A 22865-nucleotide genomic window follows, 5' to 3' on the forward strand; every position below is an offset into this window, starting at 1 on the left:
CCTTCAGCAAACTTGCGGTGCATTCTTGTCCAAGCTCGACGAAAGCCTCCTGACCGGGCTGCCGCCCTTCAGCCGCCTGGAGCGCGGCCAGATCCGCGAAATCCTCGATCAGGCGCTGCCCAAGCGCTATGACGAGGGCAACGAAATCTTTCACGAAGGCCATGATGCCGAGCGGTTCCACCTGCTGCTGGACGGCTATATCCGGGTGGTGAAAACCACCGAGGGCGGCGAGCAGATCATCGCGCTGCATATTTCGCCGGGCCAGCTGTTCGGCATTGCGCCCGCGCTGAACCGCGACACTTACCCGGCGACCGCCATTGCCGCCTCGGAATCCCTGGCGCTGTCCTGGCCGGCGCGGCTGTGGCCGGAGTTCACCGCCAGGTACGAAGGGTTCGCCACCGAAAGCTACAGTACCCTGGGCCAGCGGCTGGGGGAGATGCAGACGCGGATCACCGAGCTGGCCACCCAGGCCGTGGAACAGCGGGTGGCGGCGGCGCTCTTGCGGATGGTGACCCAATCGGGCCGCAAGGTGGAGGAGGGGATCGAGATCGCCTTCCCGGTCACCCGCCGCAATATCTCGGAGATGACCGGCACCACACTGCACACGGTGAGCCGTCTGCTGTCAGCCTGGGAGAAAGACGGCATCGTGCATTCCACCCGCAAGCATATCGTGGTCACCGACCCGCACCGGCTGGTGGTGCTGAGCGGCGCGCAGGGGTAGGGACGGCTGACAGTCCGGATGGTGCGACCCGCTGGCTGGCGGGTTCCGGGAAGACCGGAGAACCGGCGCGGGCCAGGGTTCCTAATTGTGCAGGCTGTTCCTGCGCCCCGCAGCTGCGCCAGGCGTTCAGCGCGATTGACCCTTTCGGGCCTGGCTCACTCTTTTTGAGGGTCTTTGGCGCGCGGATTGCCGTGCTCATACTGAAGCCGGGTCCGTTTGAGACGTTCAATTTTGCTGCGCCGAAGCTCGTTTTCGTCGTCCAGGATTTCCCGCGCTGCACGCGTGGTCTTTTCCATCGCTGTTTCTTTGCGAGTCAGACCGGCCAGACCCAATTTCTCGACATTAAGCTTGGTCATCTTCTCACTCCTGCGAGGCTGATATTGGGGCGGTGCCCGTCTGGCGGGCGAAAGTTCAGTTCAGATATTCCCTGGTGCGGCAGGGGCCTATGGCTGAAGCGCGGCGGTCTACGCGGCCGTGCGGTGGTCTGCTTGAAATCCTGCGGTGCCGACGGCCGTGAGAAAAGCTGCGCGGGCGGCGCCGACAGGGGCGAGACAGTCCATGACCGCATCGATTTTCTCAAGCGCTACGTCTCTGCTGCGATCCGAAACCGGCCAGGCTCTCTGCAGCCAGAAGTGGGCTTGTTCAATTGTCGTGATTTTTCGTGTCCGGCCCTCTGAGGGCAGGAAAATGGTTATGGGGGTGCCCCAAGAGATTTCTATCAAGATTGTTCTTTCGGTCATTATGGGAAGAACCGCATCTGAAGGCCGATTGCGGCAGATGCAGGAAGCGAGAGCATTTCAAGAATGCTCCCGCCTGATGTTTCAAGCCTGCGGAGGCTTAAGCAAGTGCGAGGTTGGTTGCGGACTCGCGCCCGTCGCGGCCGCTCTCGATGTCGAATGTCACAGCTTGGCCATCGTCAAGCTGCTGGATGCCAGCGCGTTCCAAAGCGGAAATGTGGACAAAAATGTCCTGTGATCCATGCTCGGGAGCGATAAAGCCAAAACCTTTTTGAGAGTTGAACCACTTCACGGTGCCATTGGCCATCGTGTCGTCTCCTTTGAATATTTGCCATCCGCAACATGCGACAGCCCGGCCCAGTGTCGACATAGGAACAACTGGGGCCGTTAGGAAACAGAAGGTCGTAGGAAGAAGCTTTGCTCCACTGAGATGGGGCATGCGGTCCGTGATTGCAAGAGACCTGCAGCGGTATCTTGCAATTAAGTTCTTATACGGCCGCCGCCGCCTCTCTTAACTGCTCCCGGAAATCCATCTCCTCTAGCCCGTATTCCTCACAGGCATCGATCAGCGTGTGGAACGGTGCAATCGGGCAGCCGGGGCAGACCATCTGGCGGCGCATGAACTCGGCGGCGCAGGCGGGCCAGTGGTGGAACAGCTCTGACAGGGGCAGGTCGGGATCGTCGAAATCCGGGCGTCGCATGCGGCATCCTCCTTTTCCTGCATCTTGCGTGCAGCAATGATCGCGGTCTTTGCGCTTCGACAACATGCGCGGCGGTGGGCGGGTTTAGGCAGAACCCATCCGCAACTGTACTCAGGACCGCGATATGTCAGAGATACTTACCAAGTCGCGGGCCAGGAACGTGTTCTACGGGGGCTCCTTGTTCTTCGTCGTCGTGTTCGTGGCCATGACCGCGCACAGCCACCGCTTCATCGTAAACACGTCCACCGCTGGCATGGAGCTGACCGACGAGGTGCGTCTGGGCAAGCACGTGTGGGAGCGCCACTCGTGCATCAACTGCCACACGCTGCACGGCGAGGGCGCCTATTTTGCCCCCGAAGTGGGCAACGTGATGACCCGCTGGGGCGTGCTGGACGACCCCGAGGGCGCTTATGAGATGCTGAACGGCTGGATGGAAGCCCAGCCTTCCGGCGTCGAAGGCCGCCGCCAGATGCCGCATTTCGAGATCACCGAAGAAGAAATGCGCGGCCTTGCCGAATTCCTGCGCTGGGCGGATCAGACCGATACCCAGAACTGGCCGCCGAACGACGCTGGCTGAGGGAGAAAAACAATGAAATACCAATCGCAAAAAGTGGCTTATGCCTATTTCATGGTGGCGATGGGCCTGTTTGCCATCCAGGTCTTTGGCGGGCTTCTGGCCGGCTGGATCTATGTCTGGCCCAACACGCTGAGCGAGCTTTTGCCGTTCAATATCGTGCGGATGCTGCACACCAACGCGCTGATCGTCTGGCTGCTGCTGGGCTTCTTCGGCGCCGCCTATTACCTGATCCCCGAGGAATCCGAGCGTGAGCTGTTTTCGGTCAAGCTGGCCTATATACAGCTGGCGATCCTGGTCGTCGGCACGCTGGGCGCGGTGGGCTCCTACCTCGTCGGCATCCACGGCGGGCGGGAGTTCCTGGAACAGCCGCTGTGGGTCAAGTTCGGCATTCTGGTCGCGGCGGTGATCTTCCTTGTGAACATCTCGCTGACGGTGCTGGCCGGGCGCAAGACCGCGATCACCAACATCCTGCTGATGGGCCTGTGGCTGCTGTCCCTGCTGTGGATATTCGCCTTCATCAACCCGGACAATCTCAGCTTGGACAAAATGTATTGGTGGTTTGTCGTCCACCTCTGGGTGGAAGCCACCTGGGAACTGGTGATGGCCGCCATCCTTGGCTACCTGATGCTGAAACTGACCGGTGTTGACCGCGAGGTGGTGGAGAAATGGCTCTATGTCATCGTCGCCCTGGCTCTGTTCTCCGGTATCCTGGGAACCGGCCACCACTTCCTCTGGATCGGCACGCCGGGGTACTGGCAGTGGGTCGGCTCGATCTTCTCGACGCTGGAAGTGATCCCCTTCTTCGCGATGATGAGCTTTGCCTTCATCATGGTCTGGAAAGGCCGCAAGAACCACCCGAACAAGGCCGCCCTGCTGTGGTCGCTGGGGGCATCGACCGTGGCCTTCTTCGGGGCCGGCGTCTGGGGCTTCCTGCACACGCTGCACGGGGTGAACTACTATACCCACGGCACCCAGATCACCGCCGCCCACGGGCACCTCGCCTTCTACGGCGCCTATGTGGCGATGAACCTGGCGATGTTCACCTATGCCATGCCGCAGCTCCGGAACCGCGATCCCTATAACCAAGTGCTGAACATGGCGTCCTTCTGGCTGATGACCGGCGGCATGGCCTTCATGACCTTCGTGCTGACCTTTGCCGGCACCATCCAGACCCACATGCAGCGCATCGTCGGCGACTACTACATGGATGTGCAGGACCAGCTGGGACTGTTCTACCTGATGCGCCTCGGCTCCGGCGCGGTGGTGGTCCTGGGCGCGCTCTTGTTCATCTACGCAACCGTCGCGGTCCGCCGCGAAGTCATCAAACCCGGCCCCGTGGCCGTACCGGGAGAGTAAGCCATGAACGCGATGAATATGCCTTCCGTTCCCTTCTACCGTCCCGCAGGCGATGAATGCACCGTCTTCGAGATGGCCCAAGCCAACGGTCTGCCCCTTCTTCTGAAGGGGCCCACCGGCTGCGGCAAGACGCGGTTCGTGGAACATATGGCAGCCCGGCTCGGGCTGCCCCTCCACACCGTGGCCTGCCATGACGACCTGTCGGCCGCCGATCTGATCGGCCGCTATCTCTTGAAGGGCGGCGAAACGGTCTGGGTCGACGGCCCGCTGACCCGCGCCGTGCGCGAGGGCGGCATCTGCTACCTGGATGAGGTGGTCGAAGCGAGGAAGGACGTGGCCGTGGTGCTGCACCCGCTGACCGACGACCGCCGCCGCCTGGTGATCGACCGCACCGGCGAGGAGCTGGCCGCGCCCAAGCCCTTCATGCTGGTAGCCAGCTACAACCCCGGCTACCAGAACATCCTGAAAAAGCTGAAGCCGTCGACCCGGCAGCGCTTCCTGTCGATCGGTTTCGACTTCCCGGAGGCCTCTGCCGAGACCGCGGTGGTTGCCGCCGAGAGCGGGCTGGACGAGGACCGATCCGCCGCGCTGGTGCGGCTGGCGGGCCATATCCGCAAGCTCTCCGGCATGGATCTTGAGGAAGGCGTCTCCACTCGCCTGCTGATCTATGCCGCCACGCTGATTGCCAAGGGCATGGGCGTGGAGCGCGCGGTGGAGGCCGCCATCATCGAACCTCTCAGCGACGAGAGTGACGTGAGCCAAGCGCTGCGCGACCTTGCCGCCAGCGTCTACGGGTGATGCCATGATCCACGCTCTCGACCTTCTGGAACCCGAAGAAACGGTTGGCAACCTGTGGCACGGCATGGCCTCGCGGATCGGTGCCGCTGAGGACGGAACCGAACACACCGTCCGGTTCGAGGACATGCGCGCCAGCGTGGCGGCGCTGTTCCGGGCGCTGGGCGGGGCCGGGGGCGTGGAAATCCAGGTGGCGCCTGCGGTGCTGTCGGACCACCGCCCGGACCGGCTGCGCCGCATCGGCACGCCGCGCGAAATGGTTCATGTCGCCAGTTTCGACGGGGAACGCCTGCGCCTGCCGCCGGAAATGGCGGCCTTTCCCAGCCGTGCGCTGAACCGCAAGGCCTATCTGTGGCTGGCCGCGATGGCCGCCACGATTGACCTGCCGGCGCGCAACGACGACCGCTATCAGGCCGATCAGCTGGAGATCGCTGCCAATGCCCGGGCTGCGGACAAGGTGTTTGCCGCCTGTCCGGGACTGCGGTCCGGCTACGGCGCGTTCTGTGCCCATACCGCCGCGACCCGCAAGCGCAACGGCCTGCCGCGGTCCGAAGCCCGGATCGAGCGGATGGTGCTGGATCAGATCGGCTCTGACTGCCGTATCGCCGAACCCTGCACCTGCACCGCGCCGCGCGGCTACCGGAGCTATCAGCCGGTGCCCTTCTGGCTGCGTTTGCCGGTGCCGCAGGCGGGCAGGGGGGCAGCCCCCGAGGCGGAAGAGATGAAAACCCCGGGCCTCGCCGTGTCCACCCGCAAGACGGCCAAGCGGCAGGATCAGGACCAGACAACCCGCAAGGACAGCTTCATCGTCCACCGGTTCGAATCCATCCTGTCCTGGGCCGAAAGCCTGAACATCAACCGGATGGTCGATGACGATGACAACGAGAACGCCCAGAAAGCGGCGGAGGATCAGGACAACCTTACTCTCACGCAGCACATGAAACGCGCGGCCTCGCGCCTGCGGATCTCGCTGGACCTGTCGCCGCAGGATGCGGAGCACGAACGGCTGGCGGGGCAGTTCACCTATCCCGAATGGAACCACCGGCTGGGCAAGCACATGCCTGCCCATACCTGCGTGCTGGAGGCCGAAGGCAAGCCCGCCGACAGCTTCCAGCCCGATCCGCGGCTGGTGGCCCGCGTGCGCCGCCAGTTCGCGCCGCTGCACCCGCGCCGGGTCATGCTGCCGCGCCAGCTGGATGGCGAGGAGCTGGATCTGGAAGCGGTGGTGAAATCCCATGTCGACCTCGCCTGCGGCCAGCAGGGCAGCGACCGGGTCTGGCAGGCCAGCCGCCCGATGGCCCGCGATTTGAGCGTGGCGGTGCTGATGGACTGCTCCCGCTCCACCGAGGCCACGGTCGGCGACCGCCCGGTCATCGAGACCGCCCGGGAATCCCTCGCGGCGCTGGCCGGCGGCATTGCCACTGCAGGCGACCGGCTGGGCATCTGGGGTTTTTCCTCGCTGCGCCGCGACCGGGTGTTTGTGACCCGCGCCAAGGGCTTCGAGGATCCGATGTCAGAGGCGGTCACCGCCCGCATCGGCGGCTTCAAGCCCGGGCACTACACCCGGCTTGGCGCTGCGATCCGCCATGCTTCCGCCCAGCTGGCCGACGAAGGCGCGGAACGCCGCCTGCTCTTGGTGCTGACCGACGGCAAGCCCAATGACCTGGACCACTACGAAGGCGTTCACGGCATCGAAGACAGCCGCATGGCGGTGCGCGAGGCCCGCGCGCTGGGCCAGTCTGTGCATGGCGTGGTGATCGACGCCGACGGGCAGGACTGGTTTGCCCGCATCTTCGGCCGCGCCGGTTTCACCCTGCTGCCGGACCCCTGCCGGCTGCCGCGCGCCTTGCCGGAAATCTATCAATCCCTGACCATGGAGCACTGAGATGAAACGCATCCTCTCTCTGGCCCTTCTGGCCCCCTCCGGCGCCTTTGCCGCCGCATTCGAGCGCCCCGTTCCGCAGCCGCAGACCGAAACTGCGGAGTTCTGGTTCCTGGCCGCCTCCATTGCGCTGATCGCCAGCCTGTGCCTGGTGCAGTATCTGGTGAGCCGCAGATGACCCCGCAGCCCTCCTGGCGCCTGCTGGCGGCGCTCTACCCGTTCGGGGCGGGCGCAGCGGCGGTCAACCTGTTCTTTGCCTCGCTGATCGCCAGCTGGCTGGGCTGGCGGGTGCTTTCTCCTTATGAAGCCGTGGCCTGGGGGCTGCTGCTGGGCCTGCCGGCCACCTATGCCTTCGGCCGCCACATCGCCCGGCTGATGCAGCAGGCCGATGGCGGCTGATCCGTTCCGGGATTTGAAAAAGGCCCTGCAGAAGCAGGGCCTTGGCACCATTTAACATCCGGGGGGACACAAGGTGGCAAGGCGGCCCGGTGTTCGGGGGAGCCGCCTTGCCGCGGGATCAGCCGGCTGCTGCCAGCAGCCCGGCTTCTTCCGCTGCCTGAACCTCGGCCAGATCGGCCTCGCCATCGGCATTGGCGTCGATGGTGGCAAAGGTTTCCGCGGTCAGGTCCGGGAAGGCCGCCTGCAGTTCTTCCAGCGAATAGGTGCCGTTGCCGTCCACGTCGGCTTCGGTGATGGATTCCATCGCCGCCAGCGGCGAAGCGGCCAGAGCAGCAAAGGCGACGGCGGTCAGCGTGAATTTTTTCATGTGAGACACTCCATTCATTTGTTTGGCTTTCTACCTGCGGCCACGGTGTTCCGCATGCCGTGGCATAGAGCTAGTCGGTGCATGCGCCGGGTGCTATCCTCCTGAGCCCGGACGGCATTTTCCGGCGCCGGGCTGCCGGAAAGGCGGGCCCGCCTCGGCGCTTTGCCGCCCTGCAGGCCGGCTGATCCTTTCTCCGCTCAGGCGTGGCTGCCGGTCCTGCAGATTTCTGCCTGCACTCCGTACCGCTGGCAGCGGCACCTTGAAATTCCCGGTCCGGGTGCAAGCCCGCACGGAGTTTTTTGGCCGCCCGCGTGGACAAGGCCGGAATGCCTTCTAGGTAGCATAGGGGTGTGTTCATTTAGGCGGCGGGGGTTGTGGCTGCAAAGTTTGAAATCATCACGGATCTGGCCGCGCTGGAGGCGCTGCAGCCCGCTTGGACGGAGCTGCATGGCGCCTGCGCGGGCGGGCCGTTTTCCTCGATGGACTGGATCCTGGCCTGGGCCGCAGCCTTCGGCCAGGATGCCGTGCCGCGGATCGGCTGCGCCTGGCGCGACGGCCAGCTGACGGCGGCGCTCCCTCTGGGGTTGAAACGCGAGGCCCTATGGCCGGGCGGCCCCCGGCTGCGCAAGCTGTCGATGCTGTGCAGCGACCGGGCCGGCTTCCACGACGCGCTGGCCGCACCAGGGCATGAAGAGGATGCTGCCGTCCTTATGGCAGAGATGCTGGCGGCCCGGGACTGCGATGTTGCCGATCTGTCGCCGATGCGGACGGGCAGGGCCTGCGGCCGGATCAGCGGTGCAGCCGGCGGCGGCCGCTTCCGCAGCCGTCAGCGGGAGGAGATCAGCGCTGCCGTCTGCCGCCACGACGACGGGCTGGAGGCCTGCCTGGCCCGGCGCAGCAAGAAATTCCGCCGTTCTCTGCGCGCCGGGCACCGGGCGCTTGAAACGCGGGACCACGAGCTGCTGACGGCAGACCGCCCGGATGCAGAGGCGGACCGCATTCTGGAAGGTGCGCTGGTGCTGTCGGCCCGCTCCTGGAAGGCCCGCCTGGGTACCGACATCGGCACTGACACCCGCACCCGCGTCTTCTTTCAGGAGCTTTGGCGGCGGATGTCGGCCAGCGGCACAATGGTGGTGCACCTCCTGACCATTGACGGCCGTCCGGCTGCCAGCAGCCTCTGTGTCGAGGCGGGCAGCACCGCCTACGGGCTGGTCCTCGATTTCGACGAAAGCTACGGCAAGATATCGCCGGGACGGATCATGGCCTGGAGGGGCATCGAATCCGCCATCGCCCGCGGAATGGACCGGTCCAACACCCTGCGCTCCACGCCGTTTCTGGACCGGTTGGGCGACAGTTTCGAAACCTTCCACCGGCTGCGCATCTGCCGCCGCTACCGGCAGGCCGATCTGTGGCTGGCAGCTCAGGACCTGCTGCGCCCGGTGGGAAAGAAAGCGCGCAAGCTCAAGCAGCTGCGCACCCGGAAACGGTCGGCTTTCGTCGGCTGACCGCAACAGCAAAGGGAGGGACCGCCTATGGCCCGCCGCATCATCACCCGCCGGATGCAGGCCCGTTTGGCCGGCGCTGCAGTTCTGACCTGTGCGGCGGCCTTCACGGCGGCGGCAGGGTCTCCATTTCTGGGGCCGGGGGATGAGGTGAATATCTCGGTCCTGAACCGTGATGACCTGTCCCAGGACTACAGGGTCCGCCCGGACGGCAGGCTGTCCATGCATGTGGTAGGCGAAGTGACGGCGGCCGGGCAGACTCCGGCGGCGCTGGAAGCCGATCTCGAGGCACTGCTGAGCGAGCGGACCGGCCTGCCGGCTTCGGTTGCGGTCAGCGTCACCCGCTGGCGACCGGTCTATGCGCTTGGCGATGTGGTCACACCTGGTGAAATTGCCTTTCGCGAGGGCCTCACGGTTGGGCGGATCCTGGCGGTTTCCGGCGGGTTGTACCCGCGTGAAAGCGAAGCGGCCTCCAGCCAGCTGGATATCCGGATCGCCGATGAACGGGCGAAGATAGCAGTGCGCCAGTCTGCCATGGTGGAGCTGCACGCGCAGCGGCTGCGGCTTTTGGCGGAAAGCTCGGGCGCGGTGGCGCTGGCACCGGATGCGGAATTCTCGGCCTTGGCCGGGCCGGAGGCAGAGCTTCTGATTTCCGAACAATTGGCGATTCTGCGCAGCCGCGCCGACCGCGATCAGGTCCGCGCCGCCTCGGCGCAGGTTCAGGCCGAACTGGCCTCGCAGGAAGCCAGTGCTCTGTCCGAGCAGCAGGCGATCCTGCGCGAACAGATCGAAACCAGCGCCAAGGCGCTGCAGGATCTCGAAGGCCTGCTGGACCGCGGTCTGACCAGCACCGAACGGGTGCGCCAGCTGCGCACCATATACAATGACGAAAACATCGAACTGATGCTCTCGGCCAGCTACGAAGCCCGCGCCCGCCAGACCGAAGTCAACCTGCTGGCTTCGGTGGAGGATGCCCGCCGGGTCCGGATGGAGGAAATTGCCTCGGAACTGGCAACGGTAATGTCCGGCATCCGCACCGAGGAGGCTGAAATCACGGCTTCCCGCGAGCTGATCCGGGCCCTGTCCGCGGCGCTGGGCGAGGTGCCCGCCACCGGCCCATTGCTGCCGCCGGAGTTCCGCATCCGCCGCAACACGGAGCAGGGCGAGCAGGTCCTGCCGGCGGCCTTGAATTCCGAACTCCTCCCCGGCGATCTGCTGGAGATCCGCCGCGGCGGGTTTGCTGTCGCGGAGCCGGGCTAGATCCCGCCCGGGGCACAGCGGCCGGCGAGTCCTGCCTTTATCCCAACTCGTCGATACAGCACTTCATGAGGTCCAGGATGCGGGTGGTATCCGCCTCGGTGGACACCGGCAGCATGGTGAATTTCGATTTGTAGAACGCTTTCTCGCCCAATATGACGCCTTCCTGCGCGAACCTTGCCACCACGTCCTTCAGCGGCGCAGGCAGCTCGGCCAGCATGAACGGCGCCTGACTGGGGAAGTAGGACAACCCCATGGCTTGCAGTTCTTCCTCCATGCGGCGGCGCTGGGCGAGGGTGCTGTCCCGCACCAGCTTCCGGTGCGCCTGATCCTGCAGGGCGGCAATCGCCGCTTTCTCCGACAGATGCGAGATGCTGAAGATCCGTTCGGCGCAGTTCAGCAGCTGGATGTGCTCGGGCCGTCCATAGGCGTAGCCGACCCGCATAGAGGCCAGCGCATAGAATTTCGAAAAGGTGCGCAGGCCGAAGATAGGCCGCTCCCGGCGTTCCAGCAGTCCGGCGGCGCTGATTGCTTCCGGGTCATCGCAATACTCGAAATAGGCCTCATCCAGCAGCACCGGCAGACCTGCCGGCAGCTTGTCCAGAAACGCCAGCAGCGCGTTGCGATTCAGCACCGCGCCTTCGGGATTGCTGGGGGAAATCAGATAGACCAGCCGTGTCACCGGGGTGACGGCTGCAGCAACCGCATTCAGGTCATGCTCCGGCTGCCCGTTCCGCAGCCGCATCGGCACCTTGCGGACGGTCAGCCCGCGCTTGCGGCACAGCATGTTGAAGCCGAACCATCCCGGCTTGCCGCCGATGACCTCGTCTCCGGGCTGGGTGAAGATTTCCAGAAACCGGTCCAATACTTCCCAGGATCCGTTGCCGATGGCGAAATGCGCCGGCGTCAGCCCGTATTCCGCAGCCAGCGCAGCGGTCAGGCCTGCATGGCTTTCGTCCGGGTAGATCGAGGCCGGGCGCAGTTGCAATTCGCGGGTGACCGCTTCAATCACTTTCGGCGAGGCACCATACTGGTTCTCGGCCCGGTCGAAGATCCGGAAGTCCGGATCGCCGCGCACGACATCGCGGCCATTGTGGGTGTACTTCTTGTAGGTGAAGGGCACTGACGCGGCCAGCGGGGATTGCGCGGCCAGTTCGGTTTCCGGGGCGTCCAGCATCCTCGGCGCGGAAAAGCTGCGTCCGCTGACCGCGCCGGCAGGCGCTTCGGCCAGCCGCAGAAAGGCGGGCACCACGGTGTCCGGTTCCGGAAGCATGCTGGCCCGCACCGCTCCCAGCGCCTGTTCGGTCATGTCGGTATGGATCCCGGTCAGGCGCAGGGTGCAGGAGACGATCCCGGCCGCACCCGCATCGGCCGCCAGCTGGCGGCTCAGACCTTCCAGCGCAAATTTGGAAACTGCATAGGCTCCGGTGCTTTGCGCAGGGCTTTCCACAGCGCCGGAGCTGACATGGATAATCCGTCCGCCAGTGCCCTGCCGCTGCATCAGCGCCGCCGCCTGCGAAGCGGCGCGGAAGGCGCCTGTGGCATTGACATGCATCACCTCGTCAAATGCCTCCGGCGGCAGTTCCCACAGCACCTCTGCCGCGGGGCCGGACATGCCGGCATTGTTGATCAGAATGTCGAGCCCGCCCCAGGCCGCCTCGACCCGGGCAAAGGCGGCTTCCAGCGAGCCGTCGCCATTCAGTCCGGTGGTCAGTCCCAGCGCATCATGGCCGATCTCCGCCGCGGCTGCCTGCACCTTGCTGCTGCTGCGCCCGGTAATGGCAACCCTGGCGCCGGCTGCGGCAAACCCCTTGGCCACCGCCAGGCCGATGCCGCGGGTGCCGCCGGTAATCATCACCCGCGCCCCCTCCAGACCGTCTGCAGCGGGCAGCAGCGGCACCGGCTGCGCCCGGTCCGAGCCGGATTCACGCACCCGGTTCAAGGCCTTGGAGGCCAGCTCCTGGCCGACAGCCGCCAGGCGCAGCATCCGGCGCCGGAATAGTTTCACCATTTCTCGTCTCCCCCAACGAGGCGGCCGGGTCCGGCCCCCAACTACCGGATTCCTGCCGCCTTCCGGCCCGCCGCAGTTTGCGCGGACTCAACAGGGGACAATAGCCCGCTTGCAAAACTGTCAAACGCCAGTGCCGCAAATGTTACTTGATACTTGGCCGCTGCCGCCCGGCCCATGGCCAGCTGGCGGCTGTCAGGCGGGGTCTGCAGGGCTTTGGTCATCGCATGGGCGAGCGCCTCTGCGTCCCCTGGCGGCACCAGTGTTCCCAGCTTGCCGCCCTGCAGGATTGCTTCCGGACCGAGGCAGCGGGTGGCGACCAGCGGCGTGCCGGCTGCCAGCGTCTCGACCGCGACATTGCCGAACCCTTCGCGCAGCGACGGCAGCACCGCCAGTTCCGCGCGGGCAAAATCGCGCAGCAGATCTGCGGAATAACCCATCAGCCTCACCCTTCCGGCAATGCCCAGCTGCTGAGCCAGCGCTTCCAGAGCCGGTGCCTCCGGTCCGGTTCCGTAGATCAGCAGCTCTGTCTGCGGCAGCGTTTTCTGCACCCCGGCAAAGGCTTGGAGCAGCACATCATGCCCCTTGTCCGGGATCAGCCGCCCGGCTGCCACGATCCGCCCGGGCACGCGCGCCGGCGGATCATCGCGCAAACGGTCCAGTCCGGCACGGTCCAGTACCGGGTTCGGCAAGCAGGCAAGGGGCGGCCCGGGCAGATGCAGCGCGGCCTGCCAGCCGGTGCCGATCGCCTCCAGCGGCACCGCCAGCCGGTCCGCCCGCGGATAAAGCCCGCGGATCAGCAGCCCGCGCAGCCAGGGATGCCGTGCCTTGGCGAGGTAGTCGCTGGCCGTGGTATGTTCCGAGATCACCAGCCGCGGCCGCTGCCGCCGCGGCAGCATCGCAACCGCCATCACTGCCGAAAGATTCATCGCGTTGGTGCCGGAATAGAGCAGCGCCGCCGGGTGCCGGCGCAGTAGCCGCGCCAGCGCCCGGGCCCGCAGCAGCAGTCCCCCGCCGCCGCAGCTCAGCACCGGCACATCCGGGGGCAGGGCGGCCAGAAGCTCGCCCTCGCGGCGGTTCAGGATCAGCAGCGGCGACCAGCGGCTGCGGTCCAGGCTGCACAGGAGCGATTTCACCACCACCTCGATCCCGCCGGCCTTCAAATGCGGCAGGGCAAAGGCGATGGTTTGCGGCTGTGATGCACTCATGTTCTGTCCCGGCAGGACGATCTCCGGGTCATTCCGGAAACGGGCCCTATATCCTTAGCTTGTTGTTTATTGAGAGTAGGTCTGCCATGCCATTGCTCAAGTGCAGCCCGCGCGGGCGGGTGCTGTCCATTCTGTCCCTTGCCGCTGTCCTGTGGGCAAGCAACGGCTCCGCGTCAGAGCAATGCCCCCCGGACAGCCGCCATTGGCCATTTGACGAGGCCGGCGGGCAGGGCGGTTTTGCCCATGTGCAGCTGCAGCGCGGCGAGGCGGTCCTGGCGGAAGACCCGCTGCAGCCGGGCAACCGCGTGGCGCGGCTGACGGCAGGGCCCAAGAAAAAGGGCAAGGTCGGCAAGGCTGACTACGTGCACCGCTTTGAACCGCTGCCTGCAGGCAGTGTGATCCTGATGCAGGCGCGGATCTATTTCCCGCCGGGCATGCCGCTCAACAGCGTGATCCTGATGGACCTCGAATGCGCTTCCTGCGGGCTGGAGACCAATCCCGGCATCCGCCTTTACCTGCGCCGCGGGCTGCTGCGGGTGGACCGCTCCAAGGTCGGCATCAAACAGCCGTTTCTGCCCACCGTCCCGCGCGTGATGACTGCAGGCGTCTGGCATGAACTGTCCTGGCAGGTGACGCTGGGCGCAGGCGAGGATGGCCGCTCGCTGGTAACGCTGGATGGAGAAGTCATCAGCGATGCCCGTGGCACCACCATGCTGACGCAGGAGATCGTGTCCCGCCACATGGACGTTACGGTGCGGGAACAGGCTGACCGTTTCCAGATCGGGCTGACCGCCAATTCCAATCCGCAAGCCGCCGAAATGCTGCTGGACGATGTCCGCTTCTGCCAGCTTTGACGGGGGCTCTCAGCAGGCCTGATGCAGCGTTGCGCAGATCCGCGCTGCATCCGCCGCCCGGATGCCCGGATGCACGGGCAGCCGCAGCACCGACCGTTTCAGCTGCTGCGCTTCGGGATGGCCGGATAGATCCACCGCCGGGTGGAACTGCCGCCAGAACCGCACCGACTGGATGCCTGCCGCCTGCAGGGCAGCATGCACCCGGTCCGCGTCCGGTGTGAACAGCGGAAAGAAGGCCGGGCAGGCGCCGTCAGGCAGATCCGGCAGCAGCGGGCGCATCCCCCCCCGGCGCGGCACTCCCTGCTGCAGCGCCAGGTAGTTTGCCCGGTGAGCGGCCGTTGCTGTTTCCGCATCCGCCATCCGCAGCAGAAGCCGGGTCAGCAGCGGCATCCGGCCGGCCATGTCAGCGGGATCGATACCGGCCCCCATGTGCCAGGCTTCCAGCCGGGCCGCCGGAACCTCCGCAGCGGGCCGGGCAGGCGGCCGCGCAGAAAATGTCCGCCTCAGAACACCTTTGAACCCGGCCAGCACCGGCCGCAGCGGAGCCGCCGACAGCCGCGCCAGCGCATTTGGACGGGCCTGGCGCAGCCACAGCGCGCCGCCATCCGGCAAGGGCAAGGTCTTGACCAGGCTGAATACCGACATGTCTCCCTGTCGGCCGAGCGGGGCACCGTCCGGCATGCAGGAAAACAGCCCCAGCGCCACATCCTCGATCAGCACCACGCCGAACTCCTGCGCCAGCCCCAGCAAGGCGGCGGAAGGCTGCGGGTAGCCGAAATAGTGAATGGCATAAAGGGCCGCGATACCGCCGCCCTGCATCTGGCGCCGGATATCCTCCAGATCAGCAGTCAGGTCCGGGTGCAGGCGGTACAGCCCTGTCTGCAATCCGGCGGCCAGAACCGCATCGGCCTCGGATCCGCAATGCCAGGCCGGCAGCAGCACCTTGGCGCCTTGCGGCAGCCCCAGCGCGCGCAAACCCTCGCGGATCGCAAACCGGCCGCTGCGGGTCAGGTGGGTGTGCGGGCTGCAGAATGGAAACGGCAGCGCCGCCCGATGCGCCGGCAATTGCAGCGGCGGTGATTTCCGGACAAGGGTTCGGGCGGTCATGCCGCGCCCCGGCGCGCCGCTTTGCGCAGGGCCTGCCGGATACGCCTGGTTTCCGGCACTTTCAGAAGCGTCGCCACGGCAAGGAAGGCCAAGCCGCCGCACAGGGTGGCAAGCGCGGCCACGGCAGTCATCTCCAAGCGCCCGGCCATTTCGCGCGCAGCCGCTGCCTGCACTGACCAGATTGCGGCCGCCGCCGCGGCAGAGGCCAGCGCCATTGCGGCAAACGGCCGGATTTCCCGGAGCCGCACAAGGGGGCCAAGCGCATAGGCCAGCCAGACATAGAGAATGACCATCAGCAATGTCATCGAGGCCAGAGAGGCGGCGGGCACAGTCAGAACGCCGTAATGCGGCAGAAACAGCCAATTGAGACAGAGCCGGGCGGCCAGGGCAGTAGTGATCGACGTCACAATGATCCTGACATGCGGCAATTTGGGGTCGGCGAACAGGGCGGAGGCCAGGGTGCCCAGCAGCGCATTGACCACCAGAAGCGGCGCCAGCCAGGCAATGATGCTGGCGGTCTGTTCAACCGCCCAAGGCTCGAATGCGCCGTGGCCCAGCAGCACGGCGACCAGCGGCTTGTTCAGCATGAACAGCGTGACGGCGGCGGGCATGACGAACAGCAGCGTTGCCCGCAGCGACTCCTGCACGCTTTTGCGGAATGCTTCCTGATTGCCCCGCGCCAGGTGGCTGGCGAATTCCGTGTAATAGACAATGACAACACTGTTGGTGACCACGCCGGGTGCCATATTGGTCATCCGCTGGGCGAACTCCAGCGTGGCCACCCCGCCTTCGCCGGTCAGCGAGGCCATTGCCATATCGATCCAGATCGCACCGATCAGGTGGAATTGCGACAGCAGCATTGCCCAGACGCGTCCCCGCGAAAAGGTTTGCTGCGGGGCAGACGTATTGACCGCTGTCCAATCCTGCGACACGGCGTGCCGGATGCAAATGGCAAAAAACACCGCCATCACCACGGTGCCCGCGGCAATGGCCAGGGCAACTGCGCCCAGCCCGAAGGCAAAGACCGGCACCATCGCCAGCGCCACCAGCGCACACAGCCGTGGCAGCAGCCGGGCAATCACCGGCAGGCGGAACAGCCGCAGCGCGTTCAGCGTCGCGCCCGCCAATGCCGTTGCCGCGGACAGAGGCAGCACAACCAGCAGGATCCGGAAATAGGTTTCGGCGGTCCGGCATTGCTCTTCGGAAAATCCAGGAGCCAGGACATCGACGATCTCTCCGGCCATCGCATAGGCGGCAGCACACAGCGCCGAAGCGATCAGGAACACCTGCCACAGGCGCTTGCGCAAATGGGCTGACAGCACTGCCAGCCCCTGTGTCTCCGCCAGCCGCACCAGCGGCGGAACCTGGAGCAGCTGAAACGCCCGGTCGAGCCCGGCGGCACAATTTGACACCAGGCGGCGGGCAAAGAAAAACGCGTCCGTTACGTGGCCTGCGCCGAACAGATTTGCAATTGCCAGGGCAATGATCAGGCTCAGTCCCATTCCGGCGGATTTCCAGAAAGTGACAGAGATAATATCGCGCAGAGTCCCCCGCTGCTTCATGTACGGCGCTTTCCGGAAATCAGATTATTATTCACCAGTTATTCAGCTTAGCTTCATTCCTCAACGCGGCCATGATTTTGCGCAAATTTTATCCGCGGCGGTCCAGATTCTTTTGCGTGGAGCGGTGATTTTCCAAGCTGTCAAATCTTAGATTTCCCTTTGCAGGAAACGATTTGCGGCAAACTAAGCCCTTCGGCGTATGCCGGTTGGCCAATTGACACGAATCATCCCCTCTCGTTCCATTAACCCTAGGGGACAACGCAGCTGTCACTGGCCCGTTTTTGGGGAGGGCCGTGACCGTTTCTGCGGAAATATCGCACATACTGGGAATTGTACGGGGGGATACAATGAACCGGGTTTTTGTTCGCGGCACAGCCGGGAGAGCTGATGCCGCGCAACGCCTTGACGGTGAAAGACGCGTGGCGTCCAGGCCAGCCGCACAAACGGCCCGTCAGGACAGGCCGGATGCAGAATGCTTTGGAACAAAGGGGGCTGCAACAGCGGAGGCCGCAACAGCGGAGGCCGCAACAGCGGAGGCCGCAACAGCGGAGGCCGCAACAGCAGCCAGAGGGTTGCTGAGCGGTGCCGAACTGCGCACCGGCTACGCGCCCGCAAATCCGTTGCTTGATGCCGTGATCAACCGCGGGCTGGCGTTGCTGCTGCTGCCGCTGGTCAGCCCGCTGATGCTGCTGATCGTGCTGCTGCAGAAACTGCTGGTGCGGGGACCCGTGTTCTATGCGGGCCGCCGCCTGGGCAAGGACCGCAAGGAGTTCAACATTCTTAAGTTCCGCACTCTGAGCTTCAAGGCAGGCACTGTCACCCGCGACCAGACTTTGCCGCGCCGCTCGATGACGGAAACCCGCATCGGCATCTACCTGCGCCGCTCGCGGCTGGATGAGCTGCCGCAGCTGATCAACATCCTGCTCGGCGACATGGTGTTTGTCGGGCCGCGGCCGATCCGGCCGGAGATTGAGGATATCTACCGCGCGGAAGTGCCCGGCTACGAGGAGCGCTTCCGCATCCGTCCCGGCCTGGTCGGCTTTGCCCAGGCGCTGATGACCCATGAAACCCCGAAAAAACTGCGGGCCAGGTTCAACCGCATGTGCTGCCGCACCCCGATCCGGTATGGGGCGGCTTTCGGCTTTCTTGCCTATGTCGGCGTCTGCGTGCTGAGCAAGTCGGCCCGCCTGGCGGTCTCGGGGATCGCCGACCAGTTCCGCCCGCTGGCGGAACACAGATGGCTGCGCACCGGGTTCAACTGCCCGCCCGACAGCAAGGTGGAACTGTCGGCTGGCAACAGCACCCATGTCGGCGCGATCTGCGGCATCTCGGATGAGGTCCTGCAATTTGTCTCGACCCGTCCGTTCCCCGAAGGCGAACACTTCGTGATGCTGGTGCGCAAACGGAAATCCGGCCGTGTCTGCCGCCTCAGGGTACGGGCAAAGATCTCGCATTGCGAACCGGTCGGGATCGGGCGCAGCGGCTTTGCCAACTACGCGACCTATTCCACCACCACCAGGGCGGCCAAGCATTTTGTCGAACGCTATCTGCTGCAATCGTCGGTGATCTCGTCATGACCGGGGGCAGGCGGCAGCGGGGGGCAGCCGCCCGCACAGCGCAGCAAGCGGGAGGCCGACCGTGACCGCGCATTACCGGCAGTTGCTGCGTTACTACCGGGGGCTGATTGCCTTCATCTTTCTTGTTCTGGTCGGCGGCACCGCAGCCATCAGCACGTTCTTCCTGTTTGTATCTCCGGTGTACACCGCCTCCGCCAAGGTTTCGCTGCTGCCGACGCAGACGGAGCTGTCGTTCAGCCAGAACTTTGTGCGCTCCACCACGATCAACCCGGCAAATCTGCTGACGCAAACCCATATCGAATATCTCCTGAGCCGTGAAATCGCCGCCAAGACCGTGGACCGGATTGCGGCAGAGCTGCCCGCCGGGCAGCCGCCGTCCGCTGAGGCCGGGACCGGCCCCGGGGCTGAGGCGGAGGACCCGGCAGGGCTCAAACGCCAGATCATTCAGCGGTTTACTAGTTTCCGGCGCAACGCCCGGCGGATCTACAATACGATAAACTCGGGCAAGCATGTGCCGCTGGACCCGCGCACCGATGCAGTGCTGACGCTGCAGGATTCCATCGAAGTGGAAATGATCGAAGGCACCTACATCCTGAAGATCAAGGTGCTTTGGGACAAACCGAGTCTGGCCGCTGCGGCGGCCAATTTCGTGGCCGAGGAATATGTTGCTCATGCCCGTGCCCAGGCCGACACCGCCTCGCGCCAGATGGAAGCCGCCCTGCGCCAGGAAATTGCCAAGGGCGATGGCAATTTCACCGAGCTGGAGGATCAGATCAACTCTCTGCGGCTGGCCCGCGCCAATAACTTCGCCGCCCTGCGGGTGATCGACCCGGCGGTGGAGCCGGTCTATCCCAGCTTTCCGCGGGTGATTGTCTACACCGTTTTTGCCTTGGTCGGATGGATCATGGCCTCTGCCTTCGTGGTGATCAGCGCCGACACTTTCTCCAGCACCGTCAAGACCGATGCCGACCTGCAGCGCCTGTTCGGACCGCGCGCGCTCGGCACCATGCTGCTGCGGCGGCCCAAGCGGGCCAAGCTCGCCGAACTGGCCAAGACCATGAACCTGCAGTGCAATGCGATGCCCTGCCAGGGCGCGGTCACGGCAGTGGGGAGCGATGAGGAGAGCCGCCGCCTGACTGCGGTGATAGAGGTCGCCCTGCGCCGCCTCAAAGGCTGGCAGAAGCTGAAGGTGCGGCGCCTGCAGGACACCGTTACGGTGGCCGAGGGTCAAAGCGGTGAGAGCGCGCTGCAGGCGGTGCCGGGCGGCGGCAGCCGGCCGGTGATCCAGCTTGGCCGCCCGCTGGCCGGACGCGGCGGCGCAGCGCCCAGCAATGGCGTCAAGGTGACCGATCTGGGCGGCGCCGACGAAAGCTTCTCCATGAGCAAGGCCGCCGGCTTCAACTGGGTGGTGATCGGAATCCGGCCCGGTGCGGTCTCCGAGGAGGCGCTGCAGGGCACGGCCGCCCGGCTGCAGGCGCAGGGGGTTGAAAACATCTTTGGCGTGTTTCTGAAAGGATGACAGGAGGTTACCGGGGGTGCGTCAGCACAGAACATCCTTGATCCGCAGCCGCCGCACGGCAGAGCGGCGCTGGGCGCTGGCACTCTGGGGCGGCGGCATTGCCGCCATTCTGATCTCCTGGGCCTTGCTGGCCCGGTCGGCTGTCCCCGCCGGGACATTGCCCGGCTGGTGCGGGCTGCCGGTGCTGGCCGGCTGGCTGTGGGTTGCCGATGGCTGGATGCGGCGGCGCGGCGGCCTGCCCTGCCTCACCTGGCACAGCGTCAGCGAGGATGCTGCCTGGCTGCCCTGGGCGGCTGAGACCTCGGTGCGGCCTGAAACCCTGGACCGCCAGCTGAGCCTGCTGCGGCAGATGGGCTGCACGGTGATGGACACCGGAGACTTCATCCGCCGCCGCCGGGCCTGCCAGCCGGTTCCGGCGGGGACGGTGCTGCTGCACTTTGACGACGGCTATCTCGACAATTGGGTCGCTGCCGCGCCGATCCTGCGCCGCCACGGCATGCGCGCCACCCTGTTTGTCTCGCTGGAATTTGCCGCCCCGGACCGCCCTGCACCGCAGACCCTGGACGACACCGCCCGCCCGGCCCGCTGGGATGGCTACCTCAGCTGGGGCGAGATCCGGGCGCTGGACCAGGCCGGTCCGGGCAAGGTGTTTGACGTTCAGCCGCACGGGGTGGACCACATCCGGGTGCCGGTCGGCCCGCGGGCCGTGGGGCGGCTCACCGGCGAGAACTGGAAGCGCCACGCCTGGATGCAGTGGGCGGCGATGCGCGGTAGCAAGCATGACTGGTATCTGCCGGAAAACCCGCCCGCTGTCCCCGCCGGGACCGTGATCCCCGAAAGCGAAGCGGCCCTGGCCGCCCCCGCCTACGCCGGCGGACGCCGCGAGAGCGAGGCGGACTATACCGCCAGGGTCCGCGCCGAGCTGGCCCGCTGCCGGACCGAATTCAAGGCCCGCCTTGGCAAGGCGCCGGAGCTGTTCTGCTGGCCGCAGAACCGGACCTCGGCGCTGGCCCGCAGGATTGCGGCAGAGGAAGGCTATCTGGCCACCACCGCCGGGCAGGGCGCCAACCGCGCCGGTGAGGATCCGGCGGTGATCAGCCGGGTGCACGTCGGCGAGAACGCAGCCGGTTTTGCCAGCGCCCGCATCGACGCCTGGCACTTCCGCGCCACGGTGCGCTGCTTTCAGGGCAATCACTACTGGTACCTGGTGATCCTGGCCGCGGGCCTCAGCAAGAAACTGCACAAGCGCCTGCAACAGCGCGCGCGGCGGACGCAGCGGCGCCGGGGCGCCCGCCCGGCATGATCTGGCGGCTGACCGGATACCTGCTGCTGATGGGCGGCCTCGGCTTTCTGGCGCTGCTGCTGATTGCCTTCTCCGCCGTCTCGCCGAAAATGGGTGTGATGCTGGTGCCGGGCCTGGCCATCGGCGGGCTGGTCACCCTGAACCCCTTTGCCGCCTTGCTGCTGCTGGTCACCTTCTCGCATCTGGATGCGCTGGCCAGCATCCTGTCGCAGGCGCTGCCGCTGTCGGCCTTCAAGCTGCTGACCGTGGCGGCGCTGGGGGGAATGCTGCTGCAAGGCTACCGCAAACCGCGGCAGCTGCGCCTGGGGCCGGCCAGCCGGACCAAGTCGCTGGTGATGCTGTTCCTGATCTGGCTCTGCATTTCCTATCTGACCTGTAAATTCCCCGAGGCGGGCAAGGACCACGTGATCGGCTTTGCCAGCGTGATTGTCCTGTTCTTCCTGATCGTAGCCCTGGCGGACACCCCCGGACGGCTGCGCGGATTGGTCTGGGTGCTGGTCGGCACCGGTCTGGTCTCCGGCCTGTTTGTGCTGGCGGAAGGCGTGCTTGGCGTGCGGCTGGTGGCAACTGAGGCCGCCGCCACCACCGCCCAGTTCGAAGGCCAGGCCCGCAGTGCCGGCGCCTCCAACTACAATCCGACCACGGCGGCGCATATGCTGCTGTGCACCGTGGTGATGGCCGCGGTTTTGTTCTTTGAGCATAAACCCTTGCGATGGTTCAGCGGTGCGGTGGTGCTGATCGGCATGGCCGGGCTGGTGCTGACGCTGGCGCGTTCGGCGGCGATTGCTTTTGCGCTGATTGCGCTGGTCTACATGTGGCAGAACCGCAAGCACCGTCTGTTCCCGCTGATGCTGGTCTGCCTTGCTGCCGCCGCCGCCGCTGCGGTGCCCTTTGTTCCCGAAGTCTATTGGGAACGGATGGGCACGATTTTTGAGCAGGGTTCGGACCGGACCCTGCTGCGGCGGTTTTCCTACAATCTGATCGGGCTGCAGTTGCTGTGGGAAAACCCGGTGTTCGGCGTCGGCCCCGGCAATTACCCGCATTTCTACGCGGGGGATGAATTCCGCTGGTACCCGGGCCGCGAACCTGCACCGCGGCAGCTGCACAACAGCTATATGGAGATCGCGGCGGAACTGGGCGTGGTGGGGCTGGCGCTGTTCCTCGGCGTGATGCTCAGCGCGATGAAGGCGGCGCTGCAGGCTGTCCGCGCCAGGGTGCCGGGACTGTCGGTCTTTGCCAAGGCGCTGGCTTACGGCTTTGCTGCTTTTTTGATCGCGTCGCTGTTCATGCCCAATGAGGACACTAAGTTTATGTGGATCCTGCCCGCGCTTTGCGTGGCGGCACGGCAGCTCAGCCTTGGGGAAGGCTCAGGCGATGCCGGCGCCGGCCCGGCAAACACCGGCAAAGCGGGCAGCGGGGATGGGGGAATCTGA

At 65.6% G+C, this 22865-nt stretch carries 23 protein-coding genes; 14 read left to right on the forward strand and 9 right to left on the reverse strand.

Annotated features, from left to right (window positions below; genetic code table 11):
- The first annotated feature begins 25 nt into the window (after positions 1 to 25).
- Entirely contained in the window at positions 26 to 721 is a 696-nt protein-coding gene (locus OKQ63_RS03650; protein WP_264212609.1) for a Crp/Fnr family transcriptional regulator, read from the forward strand.
- Positions 722 to 876: 155 nt separating this feature from the next.
- Here the strand turns inward: OKQ63_RS03650 and OKQ63_RS03655 are convergent, their stop codons facing one another.
- The 4 genes from OKQ63_RS03655 to OKQ63_RS03670 form a co-directional block, all read right to left on the reverse strand.
- Positions 877 to 1077 carry a hypothetical protein gene (locus tag OKQ63_RS03655; protein WP_264212610.1) on the reverse strand — a complete coding sequence of 67 codons (201 nt, stop codon included), beginning with the start codon at positions 1075 to 1077 and terminating at the stop codon, positions 877 to 879.
- 108 nt (positions 1078 to 1185) lie between these two features.
- Positions 1186 to 1461, reverse strand: a complete 276-nt coding sequence (locus tag OKQ63_RS03660; protein WP_264212611.1) for a DUF982 domain-containing protein — start codon at positions 1459 to 1461, stop codon at positions 1186 to 1188.
- A gap of 97 nt (positions 1462 to 1558) precedes the next feature.
- Entirely contained in the window at positions 1559 to 1765 is a 207-nt protein-coding gene (locus OKQ63_RS03665) for a cold-shock protein (protein WP_264212612.1), read from the reverse strand.
- 181 nt (positions 1766 to 1946) lie between these two features.
- Positions 1947 to 2159: a hypothetical protein gene (locus tag OKQ63_RS03670; protein ID WP_264212613.1), complete on the reverse strand. Its 213-nt coding sequence runs from the start codon at positions 2157 to 2159 to the stop codon at positions 1947 to 1949.
- Positions 2160 to 2283: 124 nt separating this feature from the next.
- Between OKQ63_RS03670 and OKQ63_RS03675 the strand changes: the two genes are divergently transcribed.
- Genes OKQ63_RS03675 through OKQ63_RS03700 form a run of 6 tightly spaced genes read left to right on the forward strand, consistent with a single transcriptional unit; the run spans position 2284 to position 7168 of the window.
- The gene (locus OKQ63_RS03675; RefSeq protein ID WP_264212614.1) at positions 2284 to 2736 is read left to right on the forward strand and encodes a c-type cytochrome; all 453 of its coding nucleotides are present in this window, start codon (positions 2284 to 2286) and stop codon (positions 2734 to 2736) included.
- Between the two features lie 12 nt (positions 2737 to 2748).
- Entirely contained in the window at positions 2749 to 4092 is a 1344-nt protein-coding gene (locus tag OKQ63_RS03680; RefSeq protein WP_264212615.1) for a cbb3-type cytochrome c oxidase subunit I, read from the forward strand.
- Positions 4093 to 4095: 3 nt separating this feature from the next.
- Positions 4096 to 4890 (forward strand): CbbQ/NirQ/NorQ/GpvN family protein, encoded by a 795-nt coding sequence (locus OKQ63_RS03685; RefSeq protein WP_264212616.1) that lies wholly within the window; start codon positions 4096 to 4098, stop codon positions 4888 to 4890.
- A gap of 4 nt (positions 4891 to 4894) precedes the next feature.
- The gene (locus tag OKQ63_RS03690) at positions 4895 to 6772 is read left to right on the forward strand and encodes a nitric oxide reductase activation protein NorD (RefSeq protein ID WP_264212617.1); all 1878 of its coding nucleotides are present in this window, start codon (positions 4895 to 4897) and stop codon (positions 6770 to 6772) included.
- A gap of 1 nt (position 6773) precedes the next feature.
- Entirely contained in the window at positions 6774 to 6947 is a 174-nt protein-coding gene (locus tag OKQ63_RS03695) for a hypothetical protein (RefSeq protein ID WP_264212618.1), read from the forward strand.
- Positions 6944 to 7168 (forward strand): NnrT protein, encoded by a 225-nt coding sequence (locus OKQ63_RS03700; RefSeq protein WP_264212619.1) that lies wholly within the window; start codon positions 6944 to 6946, stop codon positions 7166 to 7168. Before OKQ63_RS03695 ends, OKQ63_RS03700 begins: the two co-directional genes overlap by 4 nt.
- A gap of 118 nt (positions 7169 to 7286) precedes the next feature.
- On the opposite strand, the gene OKQ63_RS03705 is transcribed toward OKQ63_RS03700, so the two are convergent.
- Entirely contained in the window at positions 7287 to 7535 is a 249-nt protein-coding gene (locus OKQ63_RS03705; RefSeq protein ID WP_264212620.1) for an EF-hand domain-containing protein, read from the reverse strand.
- A 374-nt stretch (positions 7536 to 7909) separates the two neighbouring features.
- Here OKQ63_RS03705 and OKQ63_RS03710 point away from each other — a divergent pair, with 374 nt between their 5' ends.
- Positions 7910 to 9040, forward strand: a complete 1131-nt coding sequence (locus OKQ63_RS03710; RefSeq protein WP_264212621.1) for a GNAT family N-acetyltransferase — start codon at positions 7910 to 7912, stop codon at positions 9038 to 9040.
- A gap of 27 nt (positions 9041 to 9067) precedes the next feature.
- Positions 9068 to 10297: a polysaccharide biosynthesis/export family protein gene (locus tag OKQ63_RS03715; protein WP_264212622.1), complete on the forward strand. Its 1230-nt coding sequence runs from the start codon at positions 9068 to 9070 to the stop codon at positions 10295 to 10297.
- A gap of 37 nt (positions 10298 to 10334) precedes the next feature.
- Here OKQ63_RS03715 and OKQ63_RS03720 read toward each other — a convergent pair whose 3' ends face one another.
- Both OKQ63_RS03720 and OKQ63_RS03725 read right to left on the reverse strand, forming a co-directional pair.
- A complete protein-coding gene (locus OKQ63_RS03720) occupies positions 10335 to 12305 on the reverse strand; it encodes an SDR family NAD(P)-dependent oxidoreductase (RefSeq protein ID WP_264212623.1) in 1971 nt (656 codons plus the stop codon).
- A gap of 41 nt (positions 12306 to 12346) precedes the next feature.
- Positions 12347 to 13510: a glycosyltransferase gene (locus OKQ63_RS03725; RefSeq protein ID WP_264212624.1), complete on the reverse strand. Its 1164-nt coding sequence runs from the start codon at positions 13508 to 13510 to the stop codon at positions 12347 to 12349.
- Between the two features lie 86 nt (positions 13511 to 13596).
- On the opposite strand from OKQ63_RS03725, the gene OKQ63_RS03730 reads away from it, so the two are divergent.
- Entirely contained in the window at positions 13597 to 14364 is a 768-nt protein-coding gene (locus tag OKQ63_RS03730) for a hypothetical protein (protein WP_264212625.1), read from the forward strand.
- Between the two features lie 9 nt (positions 14365 to 14373).
- Here the strand turns inward: OKQ63_RS03730 and OKQ63_RS03735 are convergent, their stop codons facing one another.
- Entirely contained in the window at positions 14374 to 15471 is a 1098-nt protein-coding gene (locus OKQ63_RS03735; protein WP_264212626.1) for a DegT/DnrJ/EryC1/StrS family aminotransferase, read from the reverse strand.
- Positions 15468 to 16973: a murein biosynthesis integral membrane protein MurJ gene (gene murJ / locus OKQ63_RS03740; RefSeq protein WP_264212627.1), complete on the reverse strand. Its 1506-nt coding sequence runs from the start codon at positions 16971 to 16973 to the stop codon at positions 15468 to 15470. Before murJ ends, OKQ63_RS03735 begins: the two co-directional genes overlap by 4 nt.
- Positions 16974 to 17605: 632 nt before the next feature.
- Here murJ and OKQ63_RS03745 point away from each other — a divergent pair.
- From OKQ63_RS03745 to OKQ63_RS03760, 4 genes are all read left to right on the forward strand, one after another.
- Complete coding sequence (locus OKQ63_RS03745) at positions 17606 to 18610, forward strand: sugar transferase (RefSeq protein ID WP_264212628.1); 1005 nt, start codon at positions 17606 to 17608, stop codon at positions 18608 to 18610.
- Positions 18611 to 18671: 61 nt separating this feature from the next.
- Positions 18672 to 20129 (forward strand): GumC domain-containing protein, encoded by a 1458-nt coding sequence (locus OKQ63_RS03750; protein WP_264212629.1) that lies wholly within the window; start codon positions 18672 to 18674, stop codon positions 20127 to 20129.
- A gap of 16 nt (positions 20130 to 20145) precedes the next feature.
- Positions 20146 to 21432 carry a polysaccharide deacetylase family protein gene (locus tag OKQ63_RS03755; RefSeq protein ID WP_264212630.1) on the forward strand — a complete coding sequence of 429 codons (1287 nt, stop codon included), beginning with the start codon at positions 20146 to 20148 and terminating at the stop codon, positions 21430 to 21432.
- Positions 21429 to 22865 (forward strand): O-antigen ligase family protein, encoded by a 1437-nt coding sequence (locus OKQ63_RS03760; RefSeq protein WP_264212631.1) that lies wholly within the window; start codon positions 21429 to 21431, stop codon positions 22863 to 22865. The genes OKQ63_RS03755 and OKQ63_RS03760 overlap by 4 nt, the downstream gene beginning before the upstream one ends.

The sequence above is a fragment of the Leisingera thetidis genome (assembly GCF_025857195.1).
Classification (GTDB): Bacteria; Pseudomonadota; Alphaproteobacteria; order Rhodobacterales; family Rhodobacteraceae; genus Leisingera; species Leisingera thetidis.